General features: G+C 68.4%; 15 protein-coding genes. 6 read left to right on the forward strand and 9 right to left on the reverse strand.

All coding sequences use genetic code 11. The features are described from left to right. Positions 1-10: 10 nt before the first annotated feature. From POL25_RS27390 to POL25_RS27400, 3 genes are read right to left on the reverse strand one after another with little or no spacing between them, the layout of a single operon-like run. Positions 11-874 (reverse strand): hypothetical protein, encoded by an 864-nt coding sequence (locus POL25_RS27390; RefSeq protein WP_272089166.1) that lies wholly within the window; start codon positions 872-874, stop codon positions 11-13. Between the two features lie 9 nt (positions 875-883). Then, on the reverse strand, positions 884-2,491 hold the full coding sequence (locus tag POL25_RS27395; protein WP_272089167.1) for a serine/threonine protein kinase: 1,608 nt from the start codon (positions 2,489-2,491) through the stop codon (positions 884-886). A gap of 13 nt (positions 2,492-2,504) precedes the next feature. Then, positions 2,505-3,311, reverse strand: a complete 807-nt coding sequence (locus POL25_RS27400) for a sigma-70 region 4 domain-containing protein (protein ID WP_272089168.1) — start codon at positions 3,309-3,311, stop codon at positions 2,505-2,507. A 503-nt stretch (positions 3,312-3,814) separates the two neighbouring features. Here POL25_RS27400 and POL25_RS27405 point away from each other — a divergent pair. After that, positions 3,815-4,054, forward strand: a complete 240-nt coding sequence (locus POL25_RS27405; RefSeq protein WP_272089169.1) for a hypothetical protein — start codon at positions 3,815-3,817, stop codon at positions 4,052-4,054. A 7-nt stretch (positions 4,055-4,061) separates the two neighbouring features. Here the strand turns inward: POL25_RS27405 and POL25_RS27410 are convergent, their stop codons facing one another. The 4 genes from POL25_RS27410 to POL25_RS27425 all read right to left on the reverse strand — a co-directional run bounded on the left by POL25_RS27410 (position 4,062) and on the right by POL25_RS27425 (position 7,737). Then, entirely contained in the window at positions 4,062-4,583 is a 522-nt protein-coding gene (locus tag POL25_RS27410) for a hypothetical protein (RefSeq protein WP_272089170.1), read from the reverse strand. Positions 4,584-4,769: 186 nt separating this feature from the next. Further along, on the reverse strand, positions 4,770-5,498 hold the full coding sequence (locus POL25_RS27415) for a peptidoglycan recognition protein family protein (RefSeq protein WP_272089171.1): 729 nt from the start codon (positions 5,496-5,498) through the stop codon (positions 4,770-4,772). Between the two features lie 80 nt (positions 5,499-5,578). Beyond that, the gene (locus POL25_RS27420; protein ID WP_272089172.1) at positions 5,579-6,454 is read right to left on the reverse strand and encodes a hypothetical protein; all 876 of its coding nucleotides are present in this window, start codon (positions 6,452-6,454) and stop codon (positions 5,579-5,581) included. A 305-nt stretch (positions 6,455-6,759) separates the two neighbouring features. Then, the gene (locus tag POL25_RS27425) at positions 6,760-7,737 is read right to left on the reverse strand and encodes a hypothetical protein (protein WP_272089173.1); all 978 of its coding nucleotides are present in this window, start codon (positions 7,735-7,737) and stop codon (positions 6,760-6,762) included. A 406-nt stretch (positions 7,738-8,143) separates the two neighbouring features. Here POL25_RS27425 and POL25_RS27430 point away from each other — a divergent pair, with 406 nt between their 5' ends. Further along, positions 8,144-8,404 (forward strand): MerR family transcriptional regulator, encoded by a 261-nt coding sequence (locus POL25_RS27430; protein WP_272089174.1) that lies wholly within the window; start codon positions 8,144-8,146, stop codon positions 8,402-8,404. A 461-nt stretch (positions 8,405-8,865) separates the two neighbouring features. Then, entirely contained in the window at positions 8,866-10,113 is a 1,248-nt protein-coding gene (locus POL25_RS27435; RefSeq protein WP_272089175.1) for a deoxyguanosinetriphosphate triphosphohydrolase family protein, read from the forward strand. Between the two features lie 59 nt (positions 10,114-10,172). Here POL25_RS27435 and POL25_RS27440 read toward each other — a convergent pair whose 3' ends face one another. Together POL25_RS27440 and POL25_RS27445 are read right to left on the reverse strand one after the other, a co-directional pair. Next, the gene (locus tag POL25_RS27440) at positions 10,173-10,877 is read right to left on the reverse strand and encodes a DnaJ C-terminal domain-containing protein (RefSeq protein WP_272089176.1); all 705 of its coding nucleotides are present in this window, start codon (positions 10,875-10,877) and stop codon (positions 10,173-10,175) included. Further along, complete coding sequence (locus POL25_RS27445; protein WP_272089177.1) at positions 10,867-11,085, reverse strand: helix-turn-helix domain-containing protein; 219 nt, start codon at positions 11,083-11,085, stop codon at positions 10,867-10,869. Before POL25_RS27445 ends, POL25_RS27440 begins: the two co-directional genes overlap by 11 nt. 77 nt (positions 11,086-11,162) lie before the next feature. Here POL25_RS27445 and POL25_RS27450 point away from each other — a divergent pair, with 77 nt between their 5' ends. From POL25_RS27450 to POL25_RS27460, 3 genes are read left to right on the forward strand one after another with little or no spacing between them, the layout of a single operon-like run. Further along, positions 11,163-11,645, forward strand: coding sequence for a hypothetical protein (locus POL25_RS27450; protein WP_272089178.1), 483 nt, complete (start codon positions 11,163-11,165; stop codon positions 11,643-11,645). Between the two features lie 28 nt (positions 11,646-11,673). Then, a complete protein-coding gene (locus POL25_RS27455; RefSeq protein ID WP_272089179.1) occupies positions 11,674-12,654 on the forward strand; it encodes a hypothetical protein in 981 nt (326 codons plus the stop codon). 39 nt (positions 12,655-12,693) lie between these two features. Continuing rightward, positions 12,694-13,362, forward strand: a complete 669-nt coding sequence (locus tag POL25_RS27460) for a hypothetical protein (RefSeq protein WP_272089180.1) — start codon at positions 12,694-12,696, stop codon at positions 13,360-13,362. Positions 13,363-13,367 lie beyond the last annotated feature (5 nt).

A 13,367-nucleotide genomic window follows, 5' to 3' on the forward strand; every position in this document is an offset into this window, starting at 1 on the left:
GCAAAGCGGCTCAGAACGAGTATACAAAGCCGGCGCCGCCGGCGCGCGCTCTCGCGCGTGAGCCTGCGCGGGTCGGCGCGAACAGGACTGCCGCGCTTGTAATTAGGCTTACACACGCAACAGTGAGCAGGGCAGGCCATGTCGCATCGAGCCGGACATAGCGGTCGTTGGCGCCGTGCGCCGCGGCCCGTTCGGCGGCCGTGTACTCGCGGCCTCGCGCGGCGTCGACGATGGCGCCGAGTTCGGCTTCCGCCTGCTCACGTCGCACGAGGGCGCCGGCCATGCCCCCGAGCAAGCCGAGCCCGATCCCGCCGAGCACGGAGGCCGCGATCACGCGGCCGCGAGGTCTCCACGGCGGCCTGTCCTTCGCGCCAGGCTCGGGCATGCTGTCCTTCGCGCCAGGTTGCGGCCCCGGTCCTTCGGCCCGCGGCCCGGTCGTCGGCGTCGGCTCGGTCGTCGACGGCTCGGTCGTCGGCGGCTCGGTCGTCGGCGCCGGCTCGGGCGTCGGCTCGGCCGGCGCCGACGCGGGGCACTCTGCGTCCGCCTTGTCCACGAGGGACGCGTCGGTCGCTTCGAGCTCGACCCACGCGGCCTCCTCCTTCGGGGTGGCGAAGCCCCCTCGCGCGACTAAGCCGCGCGCCACGTCGAGAGCTTCGCACAGGTGGGCGACGTCCCCCGTCGTGCGGTAGAGCGCGCGCAGGCTGTCGTGGACGCCATAGAGCGCCGTGGGAGCGTGGACACCCGGGGCGGCGGCTCGCTCGCGGTGCAGCTTCAACGCGAGCTCCAGCTTGCCCTCGTTGAAGGCCGCGACGGCCTCGGCCTCCGAGGGCGGCGGGACGAGCATGGTCGACACCAGGACGAGGCGGAGCAACATGGCGACCTCCTACCGAGGGAAAAACGTGTGTTGCCGCTGCCCTTTGGCGACGCGAAGATCGAAGTGATCCAGGGCCTCGCGGATACACCCCGTCTCGGGCGAGCCCGAGGCGAGACCTCGAACGCTGGGCGGCTCGTCGGCGGCGATGGTCGTCAAGAGCGGCTCGGGTTCGATCTTCGCGCGCTTCAGGCAAGCCCGTGCGCGAGCCTCGGCCCGCCGCATGCGCTTCGCCCACGGCTCGGGCCGCGGCAGCTCGGGCGACTCGACGACCGCGCTCGCGGCCGCAGGCTCGACGACCTCGGGCGACTCGACGGCCGCGCTCGCGGCTGCGAACTCGATGACCGCGCTCGCGGCCGCGGGCTCGACGACCGCGCTCGCGGCCGCGGGCTCGACGACCCGCGGCGGCTCGGGCGACCCGACGACCGCGCTCGCGGCCGCAGGCTCGACGACGGGAGGCGCGACGACCCGCGGCTCGGCGGCGGGCGACTCGACGACCGCCGGCTCGCTCGGCGCGGCCGCCCACAGGAGAGCCACGGTCGCGCCGACGCCAAGGGCGAACGATGCGAGGGAGGCCCCGAGGACGAACGGCAGCGATGGTCGCTTCGCCGGCGCCGCCAGGCGCGACTGCACGATCTCGAGTGCCCGGACCAGCTCGGCCATGCTGCGGTGGCGCTCCGCTACACGCGACACGCCGCGCCGAAGCTCCACGACCAGCGGCCCGAGCTCGGGCGCAAACTCCTCCGCTCGGATCTCGCGGTGGCGCCACACCTCCCGCGCATACAAACGCCGCCCGGTGATCATCTCGTAGAGGACGACGCAGACCGAGAACACGTCCGTACCTGGCGAGACCTTGCCCTCGTTGACCCACTGCGGGCACATGTACGCCGGATTCCCGATCCACTCCATCTCCGCCGTCCGCCAGCGCTTGCCGGCCTCGGTCGGATCGCGTAGGTGCGGCTGCTCGTAGTAGTCCGCGGTCAAAAGTGCCGCACCGAAGTCGATCAGGCGCACGCGCTCGCCTTCGAGGATCACATTGTCCGGCTTCACGTCGCGATGGATCACGCCGGCGTTGTGAACCGCCGCGAGCACACGGCCGAGGTCGATCGCCAGCGCGAGCGCTCGCGCGGGCGGTATCGTCGTCTCACGGCGCAAGCGGTCGCGGATCGTCTCGCCCGAAATGATCTGCATGGCGAAGTAAGGCTCGCCCTCGGTCTCTCCGATGTCGTAGATCGCCGGGACGCCCGAGTGCCCGATCGCCGCGAGCGCTCGGTATTCCCGCCGAAAGCGCTCCGTGAAGCTCGTGTCCGCATAGCTCGGCTTGATCCGCTTGATCGCCACGTTGCGACAGGCGACGCGATCGTATGCGAGCTGAACGACGCCCATTCCGCCCACGCCGAGCGTTCGCAGCAGCGTGTATCGCCCGGCGAAGGGACCGAGCGGCAGGCCGGCCGCTTCCACCGGAGGCGCGTCGTCGTCGTCGTCGCCGAAGCCCGCGTCGAGCACCGGACTCACGTCGATCGGCGGATCGAGCAGGCCGAAGGTCAACTCCCGCGGGGCCGGACGGGTGATATCGGCGGGGTCGAGCGGCGGGAACGGGCTATCCGCGAGGACGGTCAAGGCGCGCTCCTTCTCACTTGGGGGCCGGCAGCGGGGCGAAGATGACCTCGTACTCCTGGCGCCGCGAGGACGTGACGGGCGTGTCGCCCGCGAGATCGTCGCGCTCCGGCCAGGTGATGAAGCCGTGCTCCACGGCGCTTGCGAGGCGATTCTCGCAGCGACAGGGGTTCTCGGGATCCACGTGCTCGCAGACGTAGTCGAGATATTCGCCCAGGTCTTGACGCGCGCGTGTGTAGGCAGTGTTCGCGCCGGTCGCGGTGCCGAAAATCGCAGACACCTCGTCGCGCGAGAGCCCGAGAATGACACGCAAGATGAATGCGGCGCGCGGGGCCGCGGACAGGTTCATCAGGACGGTCGTCAGGCACTTGCGCTGTACCTCGTGCTGGAGCACGTACAGCCGCCGCGGGTCGCCGCGGATCAACGGGTGTCCCATTCCGAGCTTGGTCGTCCCGTCGAACCGCCCGAGGCTCTCGTCGAGGTTGAACCCGTGAACCCGGTGGCGAGCGGAGAACAAGCGGATGACCTGCCGGAGGCGCCCGAACAAGTCGGCCGCGGGCTCGGCGATCGGCTCTCCCTGTAAACGCCTCGCGCCCGGCCGCTTGTATTCGTGCTGACGCAGGCCCGGGCGCTTGTACGCGCCGGGCGGGTGGCCAGGCAGCACGTCTGGGGCATCCGGCTGGAGCATCGCCATGCCCGCCTCACGCGAGCCTGCCATCCAGGTAGCGAACAACACCACGAGCGGGTGTTCGGCGGGCGGCCGCTCGGCGGGGGAGTCTTGTTGTGCGGCGGAGCCCGAGGATTCAGGGGTCGGGGTGGCCATCGACGTCCGATGTTGCAGCGGAAGCGCGCTTCCGTCCAGCCGGCCGACGGGCCGGAGGGCGGACGCGCGCCCTGGCCAGGCCAGGAGCGGCTATCCTCTGTCTATCATATGCCCATCCTCTGGATCAATGCTTGTTTGCGCGCACCGCGGCATGCGCGCGGCAAAACGCCACCTCCGCTCACCCGTACCTCGCGAATTTTGCAAAGGCGGCGCGCCGCATCCGACCTATCTCCTGTGACCTTCAACGGGCGTTCCGGTTCGGCTGAGGAGTGCCGACCGGGTCGGCAGCGGCGCGCCCCTGCCGAGATACGCGACCGCCGTATCTCCTGTTCAAAGGGGTCACGGATCGCCTCGTAACGGCATCTGACGCCCCGTCTAGCCGTTCGGCGGCCCCGTTGGCCCCCTCGCTCCCTCCAGAATAGGGCGGCGTCCCTCGGTCGCCTCGCAACGAGGTCAGTAGCCTCGCACTGCGGCACCGACATCCCGCCGCGGAGTTCAACCCCATGCAGACCTCGATCCGTGTCCTCCCGACGCAGCCCCAGCTCCTCGTCCTCCCGACGCAGACCCCGATTCAGAACCCGACGTCCGCCCCCGTCTTCCGCGTCGTCCCCGCCACGGCGGCGGCCGTGTTCTGGGTGCTGCTGACGCTCCTGCCGTCCCTGCTGCTCCGGACTTCCTGTGGCTGCCAGGTTGGCGGACACATCAGCGAGGCGCCGCGCTTCGTGAAGCCTGGACCTCGTTAGGCCCCCGTCAAACGTCCATCACGGGTCGGACCTCGTAGTCGGTCCGCCCCAGGTGCTTCCGAGCCCACTCGGTCGCTTCGCCCGGGGTCCGGAACATCCCGCGGGTGAGCACGGAGAACGGGCCCGACGCCTCGGTCGGGTGCCACATCGTGCGGCCCGTCTTGGTGTACGGGATCACGACCGTGTAATAGGCCGGCGCTTCGCCCCCGCGCCCGCTCCCGCGGGCGGCCTCCGCCGCCATCTCCAGGCCCGTCGCCAGGGCGTCGGCGAGGTCGTCGGTCTGATAGCCCTCGTCCTCGGAGCCGCCGGCGACGGCGACGCGGTAGTCGTTCCCATCGTACTCGAGTGTAACCCCGACCGCTTCGAGCTGCGCGCGGGCGCGGTCCGCCGTCAGCCGAGCGGCCCGCGTTGCCGACCTCGCCGACGACTTCGCCCGCTTCGCCGGCGACTTCGCCCGCCTCGCGGCGGACTGGCGCTTCTTTCCCAAGGTCTTGACGGCGGCGCGGCGGGCGGCGTTCGTGCGAGGCATCGGCCGATATGGCGCGAGATGTCCTTGTGGCGCCGGCCGAGCACGATGGCGAACCCCGCGCGCCGCAACCGGCCAGGCTGCGGCCCGGGCGGTGCCAGCCGCGAAGGATCGGCGCGAGCTCGAGGACGCGGCCTTCGGCCTCCGTCCAGCCCGCGCAGATGCCGGCTCGCTGCGCCTGCCTGACCCTCAAGCCCAAGCGGTCCGCCAGGATGCGGGGATCGCCATGCCGCCCGTGTAATGCCAATCCGCGCCGCCGTCCTTCAGCCCGAGCTGATTTATCGCGTACTCCCCGATCGACCTCCAAAGATCGGGACCCGGGCAATTGCTCTTTTTCGCTTCCCACTGACGATGCGCGTACACGTGCGTGATCGACGGGTAAAGCTGCCGGAGGCCGGCGATCAGCCTCCGGCCCGCGTTGACCTGCTGGGGTGCATCCTGCAGGTGATTCGCCCCGAAAGCCTCGGGCTTCCACCATTTTCCGTCCGCGCTTGGATAGTTGCCTTCAAACTCGATCGTGATCGAAAACGGGTTCGCCAGCGACGAGCCAAACCGCATTTGCTGGATCGGGTCGAAGTTCATCACGACGGAGCCGTCGCGCCTCACGACGAAGTGCGCGCGAACCTCGGCCCATTTCGGATTGCTGGGCTGCCAGGTGAAACCCGTCTGATGCAGGACGAGCGCCCGGACATCCGAGGGCGAGCGCCGGCGGCGAATGTATGATTTCGGCGCCTTGCCGCGGAGGTCGACCAGCGCGACGGGGAGGTCGAGCGGGTTGGGCGCGTCGTCGTCGGGGGCGGGCGCTTGCGGCCCCGGCTGCGGCGTGGGCCCCGGCTTGGGCGTGGTCTTCTGCGGCGGGCCCGCGAGGGCGAGGACGACCGCCAGGGCGACGGCGAAGCCGACGAGCGAGCGAGACACGCCCGATATGGCCGGCGCGGACGCCGGCGCGCCGCTAGGCTAGGAGCTTGCGCACGAATCCATGCGACGCGGGTTGAGCGTCAACGAACAGCGGCGAGGAAGCGCAGGGCGCGTTGGGACGCATCTATCTCCGCCGCCATCACCTTCCGCAAGAATGAGGGCAACCCATCCATGGTGACGACGTGGACGAACGTGTCCTTCTCGGGATAGTGCGCGCTACCCACGGTAAAGCGGACTAGGGCGTGGTCCACTGGCTCGAGCTTCAGCCCGTCGGGTCCGTCTACGGCGGCGAGCAAGTTTCCGTCGAGCACGATCAGCGGCACGACGACGGCGAATATCCTCACCTCTGTCTTTTTGTCGCCCTCGACGACGCATAAGGGTTGGATCTCGGCGGACGCCTTCGCCACCTTCACTGCGGCCTCAAACCAGGCATCCGCTGCCTTGTCGGTTCTGTGTTGATGGATCGAGGTAGACAGATGCTGGGGGACCAACGACATGCCACAGAAGGCGTCGTCGAGAGCGAGGACGTCACCCTTTGTGTCGCGAGGGTGAGCCCCACCGACCGGAATTTTCGCCAGTTCCCGGTCGAACCACTCCGGAAGTTCCGACTCGATGGTCCCCCGAGGGTCGAACATGTCTGGCGGCAATTTGTCCCCGAGGATCCATATATAGCCGCTCTTCACTTCTCCGACGATTTGGTGGTGGAACTCTCGAGCGTCCTTCAGACCGCCTATGCGCTGGGCAAAGATGTCCACCTCTCGGGTCGTACCGCCATTGGCGCCATCCCGATCCAGGTAGTAGAAAGCCCAGCTCTCGAAGCCCTCATTCGCGAAGATCTTGCGGGCCCTCAGTTCAGAGCCGAATCCGCCCTCGCTCAGCTCATTAAGAATTTGTAGGCGCTCTCCGTCGGCCATGTCCGCCCACCGGGCGGGTTTGGGCCTTTTGGGTTTGTTCATGGCGGGAGGACACCACGAGAAGTTCTCGCCAGCGACCGGCGCATCGGCGCCTCCGCGTGAGGTACATCATTCCTTTCACCCGAGGTGGGCTCGGGCGAAAGTTGCTTCCCCAGCCTATCTCACCAGGGCGCCCCGGGGCCCCGTGAAGCGTTCCCGGGGAAGGGCCTGGCAGGCGAGCACCGCGACTCGCTCCGACGCGCTCGTCGGCCGGCGCCACCACGTTTCGCCCGGTCGCCACACCTGCCAGCCGTGAACGTCGTCGCCGGCGCCCCATTGGGCCGCCGCGCCGCGGTAGCGGACGCGCATCACGGCGGCATCGGCGGCATGTCCTCGCCGCGGTCGAGGCGCTCGGCCAGCGCGGTCAGCTCACAGTCGCCGTCGAGGATCTGGAGCGCGAGCGTCGCCCCTTGCGCCACGCCGCTCGCCGGGTAGTTGGCGCACAGGCGATGAATCGCCGCGAGCCGGTCGCGGTACTGCCCGCCGTGGATCAGCATGGCTTTCGCGGCGTCCTCGGGGGTGATCGGCTGGCCGAAGACCTTGGAGAGCTTGGCCGTGACCCCCGCGGAGAGGCCGAACCCGATCACGCGTCCGATCGGGGAGTCGAGCGCCTCGCCAATGAACGCGCGAGCTTCCTTGATGGTCGAGCCCCAAGAGTCCGCAACGAGCAACTGGTCGAGCGCCTGGCGGGTCTGCACAATCGCCTGGGCTCCACCGGCGAGGCTGTCGAGCGTCTGGCGGCGATAGTCCGTCGCCCGGGCATCAAGCTCCCACGCCGCCGTAAGCTGGGCCGATGCGTGGTCTTGACATTTCTTGACGATCCCGATCGTCCGGTCGACGCATACTTCCTCGACCTTCGAGAGCTTGTCCCATTCGCTATTGCGGCGAGCGCGGAGTGAGCGCAGTTCCTCGCGGGCCTCGGCGATCTGCGCGTCGAGGCGCCCGAGCTCGGCGCGGGCGCTGGCCACGTCGGGCGCCCCGGCCTCGCCGACAATCTCGACCGCGCTCGCGCTGCCGTCGTCGTCGTCGTCGCCGGCCTGCCCCTCGCAGTACCGGTCGCCGACGTACAGACGCGGCCGCCCGGCGCGGTGCCGCCGGTTGTGCGAGCGCAGGGTCTTTTCCAGGCGCAGCGCGTCGTCGGGCGTCGTTTCCCAGGTGAGCATGCGCCGGCCGACGATCGGGCTTCCCGCCTGCGCCGCCTCCCTGCGCCCGGGCTGCGGGATCGTGACGGTGATCCAGACCCGCTCTTCGGCCTCGGCGTCGATCGGCTCGTCGTGGTCGCTCACCGGCAACTATGGCCGCCGGCAACGTTGCTGCGCCGGCGCCCCGCCGCCCAACGGGCGGGGCGCCGCCGTCTGCGAGCGTAGGACGCTCTTCGTTAACTAGTTAATTCCGTAAAGCAGATCGCGCGCGCGCGGTCAGACCGCCGCGGCCGTGGACGCGAGCTTCCGGCGCCGGTGACGTCGCAACACTCCAGGAACGCGGGCCACGCCGCGATCTGATGTCGCAGGTTCGTGGACGCGCGCTCTGGGCAGGGGTCGCAGTGCGGGCCGAGCCGCAGTCAACCCCCACGCGGGGCCCGGGAGCGGACCGCCGGTCGCGACACCTCACGGCCCACGGCCACCGGTGCGATCTCCCTGCGCAAGCCGGAACCCTTGCGGTAGCGGCGACGCGTCCGGTACCGTCCGCGCGGTGTCCTTCCCCCTTACAACCGAGGATTTGGCGAAATTGGCCAATCTCAGCATACCCACCATTCGGGAATGGCGGACGCTCGGGCTATTCGTCGGGGTCAAGACGACGAAGAAGGGCGGAAGCGGTGGGGTGCGGATCTTGTGGGCGGCCTCGGCTGCGGACAGGGTGGCGGAGATCGTGAAGCTCAAGGGCGAGGGCTGGGGTAACGACGCCCTGCGCGAGAAATTCGAGGCAGAGGCGAAAGCGCAGCAGAACGGCTAGTTACCCCGCGTTCGGCGGCAGCCGGCGCTCGACCTCACACCGAGGCCAGCCGGACGCAACAGCCGCAGGACGCGCTCGCCCATGTGGCGCTCGTCCGACAGGACGGCGAGCTCGACGCTCGAGTCGGCCTCGCCGCGCGTCGATCGTCAGCGGCCGAGGCGCCACACGCGCACGCCGCGCGCCAATTCGCGCAAGGGTGCATGCCCTCCGCTTGGCACCTCGTAGAGGCTCAGTTATCCTGTGCAAACGATGCCGAAGCCGCCGGACAGATTGCTGACAAGAGTCAAAGAGGTCATTGGGGACCACCAACCGATCGGTATGTTGGAAATCCTCCGCGCGATCACCCCTACTCCAGAACAGGAGACCCGAGCTGCGATCGAGCACTTGGTCCAGCGTGGTGAAATCGGGTTCGACGTTCAAATGAAATTGCGGGCAGATTCAGCCAGCCGGTAGGATTGCCAATGCGCAATGGTCGATTCTCCAACGCGGCCGGCCAGGACCAACGGAAGGACTTCGCCCGCGATCGGGACCGCATCCTTTACTGCAGTGCCTTTCGTCGTCTCGCGGGGGTCACTCAAGTGGCCAGCGCGTCCGAAGGTGTCCTGTTTCACAATAGGATGATCCATAGCCTCAAGGTGGGACAAATTGCGCGTCGGCTTGTTGAGCAGGCGCTGGAGCAGAATAAAGCGCTAGATATCGATCCAGAGGTCGCCGAAGCCGCTGGGCTGGCTCACGACCTTGGCCATCCACCCTTTGGCCATATCGGAGAGGAGACCCTTAGCGAGCTACTAAAGGAACTCGGAGATCCTGAGGGCTATGAAGGTAATCCTCAGTCCTTCCGAATTCTTGTGCGACTAGCCATCCGTTTCGACGATACGCCCGGCCTGGACCTCACGAGGGCTACCCTGGCCGCCGTCATGAAATACCCGTGGCTACACAAGAAGGATGATCCGAAGAAAGGGCGCAAATGGGCAGCGTACCACTCGGACGAACCAATGTTCAAGTTCGCGCGTGAAGGGCACGAGGCAGATCGCCCCACGCTTGAGGCCCAGATTATGGATTGGGCAGATGATATTGCCTACTCCGTGCATGATCTCGAGGATTTTCACCGAGCAGGGATGATTCACTGGTCGCAGATTCAAGAGAAGCTAGAGCTTGAAGCAATCATCAGCGGGGCTCGCGCCAAGTGGCCCGATGCTCCAACAGACGCGGTCAAACGACTTGAGGACGCAGCCCAACGGCTCTTCGCCATACTTCCAAGCCAAATGCGGGAGCCATTCGTAGGTAATGCAGATCAAAGACGAAAGCTCCGTTGGTGGACATCGACGTTGATTGGTCGGTACGTGCAACAAACCAGTGTAGAGGAAAAGCGGGTCACTAAACCTCCGGAATTCGAGGACGAGGTTCGCTTCCTCAAGCAAATTACATGGCGCTACGTGATCGAGAACACAGCCCTCGCTGGCCAGCAATTCGGCCAGCGAAAGATACTCAGCGAATTATTCCATGATCTCCACGAGATAGCCCGGTCGCCCAAACTGCGTAATGCCTTTCCTCATCGTAGCCGACATCTTCTCTCAGAGGAGGGAATTCAATACCCTCGTGCTGTGGCCGATGCGCTAGCGAGCATGACTGAAGCCGAGGTCGTGGCGTTGCATATGCGCTTGCGCGGAATCGATGGCGGTACGGTGCTGAACCCTATCGTTCGTTGAGAGCGCCTGCGAGAGTTTGCCGCGCCTAAGCGCGACGACCGCGCCGCGGCCTGCCCGCGCTACACAAGCCGCGGCTCGCGGCGATGGCCGCGAAGCGCGGCCCGGACGAGAGCGTCGTCGGGAGGCAGCGCCACCCGCAGATCCAGGATCAGCGAACCGGCCTCGCCCTTGGCCGAGCGGATGCCGCGGCCGCGCAGGCGCAGCGGCCGAAGGGGGGCGTGAGGCTGGCCCGGCAGCCGGACCGCCACGTCGCCCCACGGGGTCGGCGTCGTGATCTCCGCCTCCGTGATCACGTCATACAAGCTCACCTCCAGCTCCCCGCGCAAGTCGAGCCCGTCCCGGCGCCACGGACTGTAATCGACCTCCACGACGATCGCCGGCGCCCGCCCGCCTCCCCGGTCGAGCTCGACCGGCAACACGTCGCCCACGTTGACCCCGGGCGGCACGCGGACGACCCCGCCGAACCCGCCATAGTCCACCAGCATCGAACCGCCGCGCCACGCCGCCGGGCCCGACAGGCGCAGATTTACGATCCGCGTCGCCCGCGAGGGAGGCGGCGGAGCGGGGGCCGGCGGCTCCGGTTGCTCGAAGAGCGCAAGGGCCTGTGACAGGCGGCGGGCTTCCTCGGCCGCCGCGGCGTCATGCGGCCGCCGGTCCGGGTGAACCGCGGCGATCCGTCGCCGGAAGGCTCGGCGCCCCTCCTCGGGGGAGGCGTCGACGGGGATCCCCAGAATCCCCGCGGCCCATGCACGATCATTCGTCATAGGCCCCCCGAAACAGTGCGAGCAATCGGAGCCCCCGCGACCGCGCCCGATCCAGCACCGCCGACAGATCGACGCCGCGCGCGCTGGCCAGTAGCAGGGCGAGATACACCTCGCGGACGAGGCCCCGCGCCTCGCGCCGCCCCGCTTCGAGCCTGCTCACCGTGCAGCGGTCGAGCCCGAGCAGGTCGGCGAGCTCGCGTTGCGACAACGGACCCCCGCGCCCGAGCCGAGCGCGAGCCCGGCGAATGTCATTAGGCTGCATCCGCGGCGATATGGCGCCGCAGGGTGCGACTGTGCCGCCCGCACGGCCGTCCGCGCGGCGCGCTCGCCAGATCCGGCGAAATGGCTGCCGCAGCAGGAACCAAGTCCGAGCAGATCGAGAAGTGGCGCGATAAGTACCACGACGCGCGCAAGGCGGCGGAAGAGACCATCGCCGAATACAAGAAGAAGGCGGCGCGCTTCTGGAAAGAGGACATGCCGACCGTCGCCAAGTACGGCGGTGCGGGCGCGCTGCTCGGCTTGTGGGCCGGCTCCTACCTTTACGACAAGATGGCCGAATGGTTCGGCGCTGATTCGTATCTGGCCCTCTACGGGACCGCCGCGCTCGGCGTGGTCGTCGTGGCCTTCGCGCCGAAGATCGTCCGCGGTGCGGTGAGGAAGACCGAACAGCAGGGTCCTGCGATTGCCGCCCTTTCGGGCTTTGGCGTCGGTCTGGCGGGCATTGGGGCCTGGCGGGCTTGGCAGGACTACAGCGCGACGAACGCCTGATTTTCGCTGGTGATTGGAGATAACATCAATGTCGGCACCGATTGACATTCCGGCAATTGCGGCGCAACTCCAGGCGCAGGGTTACAACGACGCCGCGCGGATTCTCCTCGCCGGCGGCGAGGGTGCGCGGGCAATCTGCGCCCTTCTCGGGAACGGCGCGTCGCCCACGCCGTCGCTTTCCAACGCACTCGCGGCGGGCGGCAACACGGCGAGCATGCAGCAGCAGCAGCCGGCCGCGCCCGCTGGGGGCTGCGGCTGCGGCCCCCGCGGTGGCGGTGGCGGCTGCGGTGGCGGTGCGTGCGGCCTCAAGGGGCCCTGCGTCACCACGGATTCCTACGTGTGCGCGACGCCGCCGGCGACGCAGCCGTCGACGGCTCCTGTGCCCGGCGCTCCGTCCGCGGTCCCCGTCGTCGTCCCGCCGTCGGTGGGAAGCTGGAATTGCGAGACCGTGCGGCCGGATCTGGCGCCTTGCGAGGTCGGCCGCATCCGCCGCGAGGACAAGCTCATCACCGTCAGCGAGGCCACGCTCGCCGGTCCGCTCGCCGCCGGCGACACGATCGGAACGATCATCGCGGAGGTCGGCATTTCGCACAATCTCTGCGTCGACTCCCTGGCGGTGGAGATCGAGACCAACGGCGTTCGCGTCCCGGTCACGATCGGCCAGGTCATGCTACAGGGCGAGCGCATCGCCCAGGACCCCCAGGGGCCCTACGTGCATGTCTGGGAGTGGTCCGAGCCGGAGCGTCCGGACTACGTCGGGATCACCGACTCGCGCTGCGCCTGCAAGGAGCTTTGCGTGTGCGTGCCCGCCGAGGGCCGCGCGCGGCTCACGTTCGATCTGCCGAGCGCCGTCGCGGGCGGCTCTACGCTCGTCGTGACCGTCTGGGGCCGCCGTACGTGCTGGCTCACCTCCTGCGGTCCCTGCCCGCCGTGCCAGATCTGCGGCCAGGCGACGATCACGCCGGCCGAGGACGCGCTGGCGCCGAACACCCTCTACGCGGTCGCGTAATCCACGGGCCCGCCGCCGGGCCCGCGTGAGGTAATAGCAATGACTCCGATTGTGATTGGCGGCCTCTTGCTGTTCCTCTTGTTCGGGGGTCAGAAAAAGGCGGGCAATACCGTGAAGCCGGACCCCGGCTTCGCGCCGCGGCCCGAGCTCGAAACGCTCGCCTGTGCCGACGTGCTGGCCACGCGGCCGGAGGTTCATGCCGGGCTCGCACGCGGGCTGATCCCCTGGCGCGATTGGCTCGTCGCCGTCGCGTTCAACCGGGTTTATGGCGTGTGGCCCGATCCGGGGAACGCGGCGCACGATGCTCGCGCGAAGCTCCTGGGGACCTGCGTAGATGCCGGCCTCGACGACGCGCCGCCGCCGCCCAACTCGGATCCGGAGCTTCCGGAAATCAGCCCGGCGCCGACGCCGGGATCGTTCTACGCGATCAAGGGCGGCGACGTGCTCTTCGCTATCTCGTCGGCCGCGTACGGGACGAAGTCGGGCACGCCGGCCAACTATCAGGCCGCGAAGAAGATCAACGACGACCCCTATAACGCCCGCTTCAAGCGGCCGATCGCGGAGGTCGCCCCGAACGAAAAAGGGCTGTGGTCGGCGCGGATCACCTTCAAGCCCGTTTTCGGGTCGTTCTTGCAGCAGTACGCCGACGCGGCGGACGGCAGCCAGGGCGACGGCGGCAACTTCGCAATCCTCAAGATCCCGGAGTAACGGCC

The sequence above is a fragment of the Nannocystis bainbridge genome, from assembly GCF_028368995.1.
GTDB classification, from domain to species: Bacteria; Myxococcota_A; Polyangia; order Nannocystales; family Nannocystaceae; genus Nannocystis; species Nannocystis bainbridge.

Excerpts from the sequence above, each read along its gene's own strand:
- POL25_RS27390 (WP_272089166.1), bottom strand. The coding sequence starts at position 874 with ATGTTGCTCCGCCTCGTCCTGGTGTCGACCATGCTCGTCCCGCCGCCC.
- POL25_RS27400 (WP_272089168.1), bottom strand. The coding sequence starts at position 3,311 with ATGGCCACCCCGACCCCTGAATCCTCGGGCTCCGCCGCACAACAAGAC.
- POL25_RS27405 (WP_272089169.1), top strand. The coding sequence starts at position 3,815 with ATGCAGACCTCGATCCGTGTCCTCCCGACGCAGCCCCAGCTCCTCGTC.
- POL25_RS27410 (WP_272089170.1), bottom strand. The coding sequence starts at position 4,583 with ATGCCTCGCACGAACGCCGCCCGCCGCGCCGCCGTCAAGACCTTGGGA.
- POL25_RS27420 (WP_272089172.1), bottom strand. The coding sequence starts at position 6,454 with ATGAACAAACCCAAAAGGCCCAAACCCGCCCGGTGGGCGGACATGGCC.
- POL25_RS27435 (WP_272089175.1), top strand. The coding sequence starts at position 8,866 with ATGCGCAATGGTCGATTCTCCAACGCGGCCGGCCAGGACCAACGGAAG.
- POL25_RS27440 (WP_272089176.1), bottom strand. The coding sequence starts at position 10,877 with ATGACGAATGATCGTGCATGGGCCGCGGGGATTCTGGGGATCCCCGTC.
- POL25_RS27455 (WP_272089179.1), top strand. The coding sequence starts at position 11,674 with ATGTCGGCACCGATTGACATTCCGGCAATTGCGGCGCAACTCCAGGCG.
- POL25_RS27460 (WP_272089180.1), top strand. The coding sequence starts at position 12,694 with ATGACTCCGATTGTGATTGGCGGCCTCTTGCTGTTCCTCTTGTTCGGG.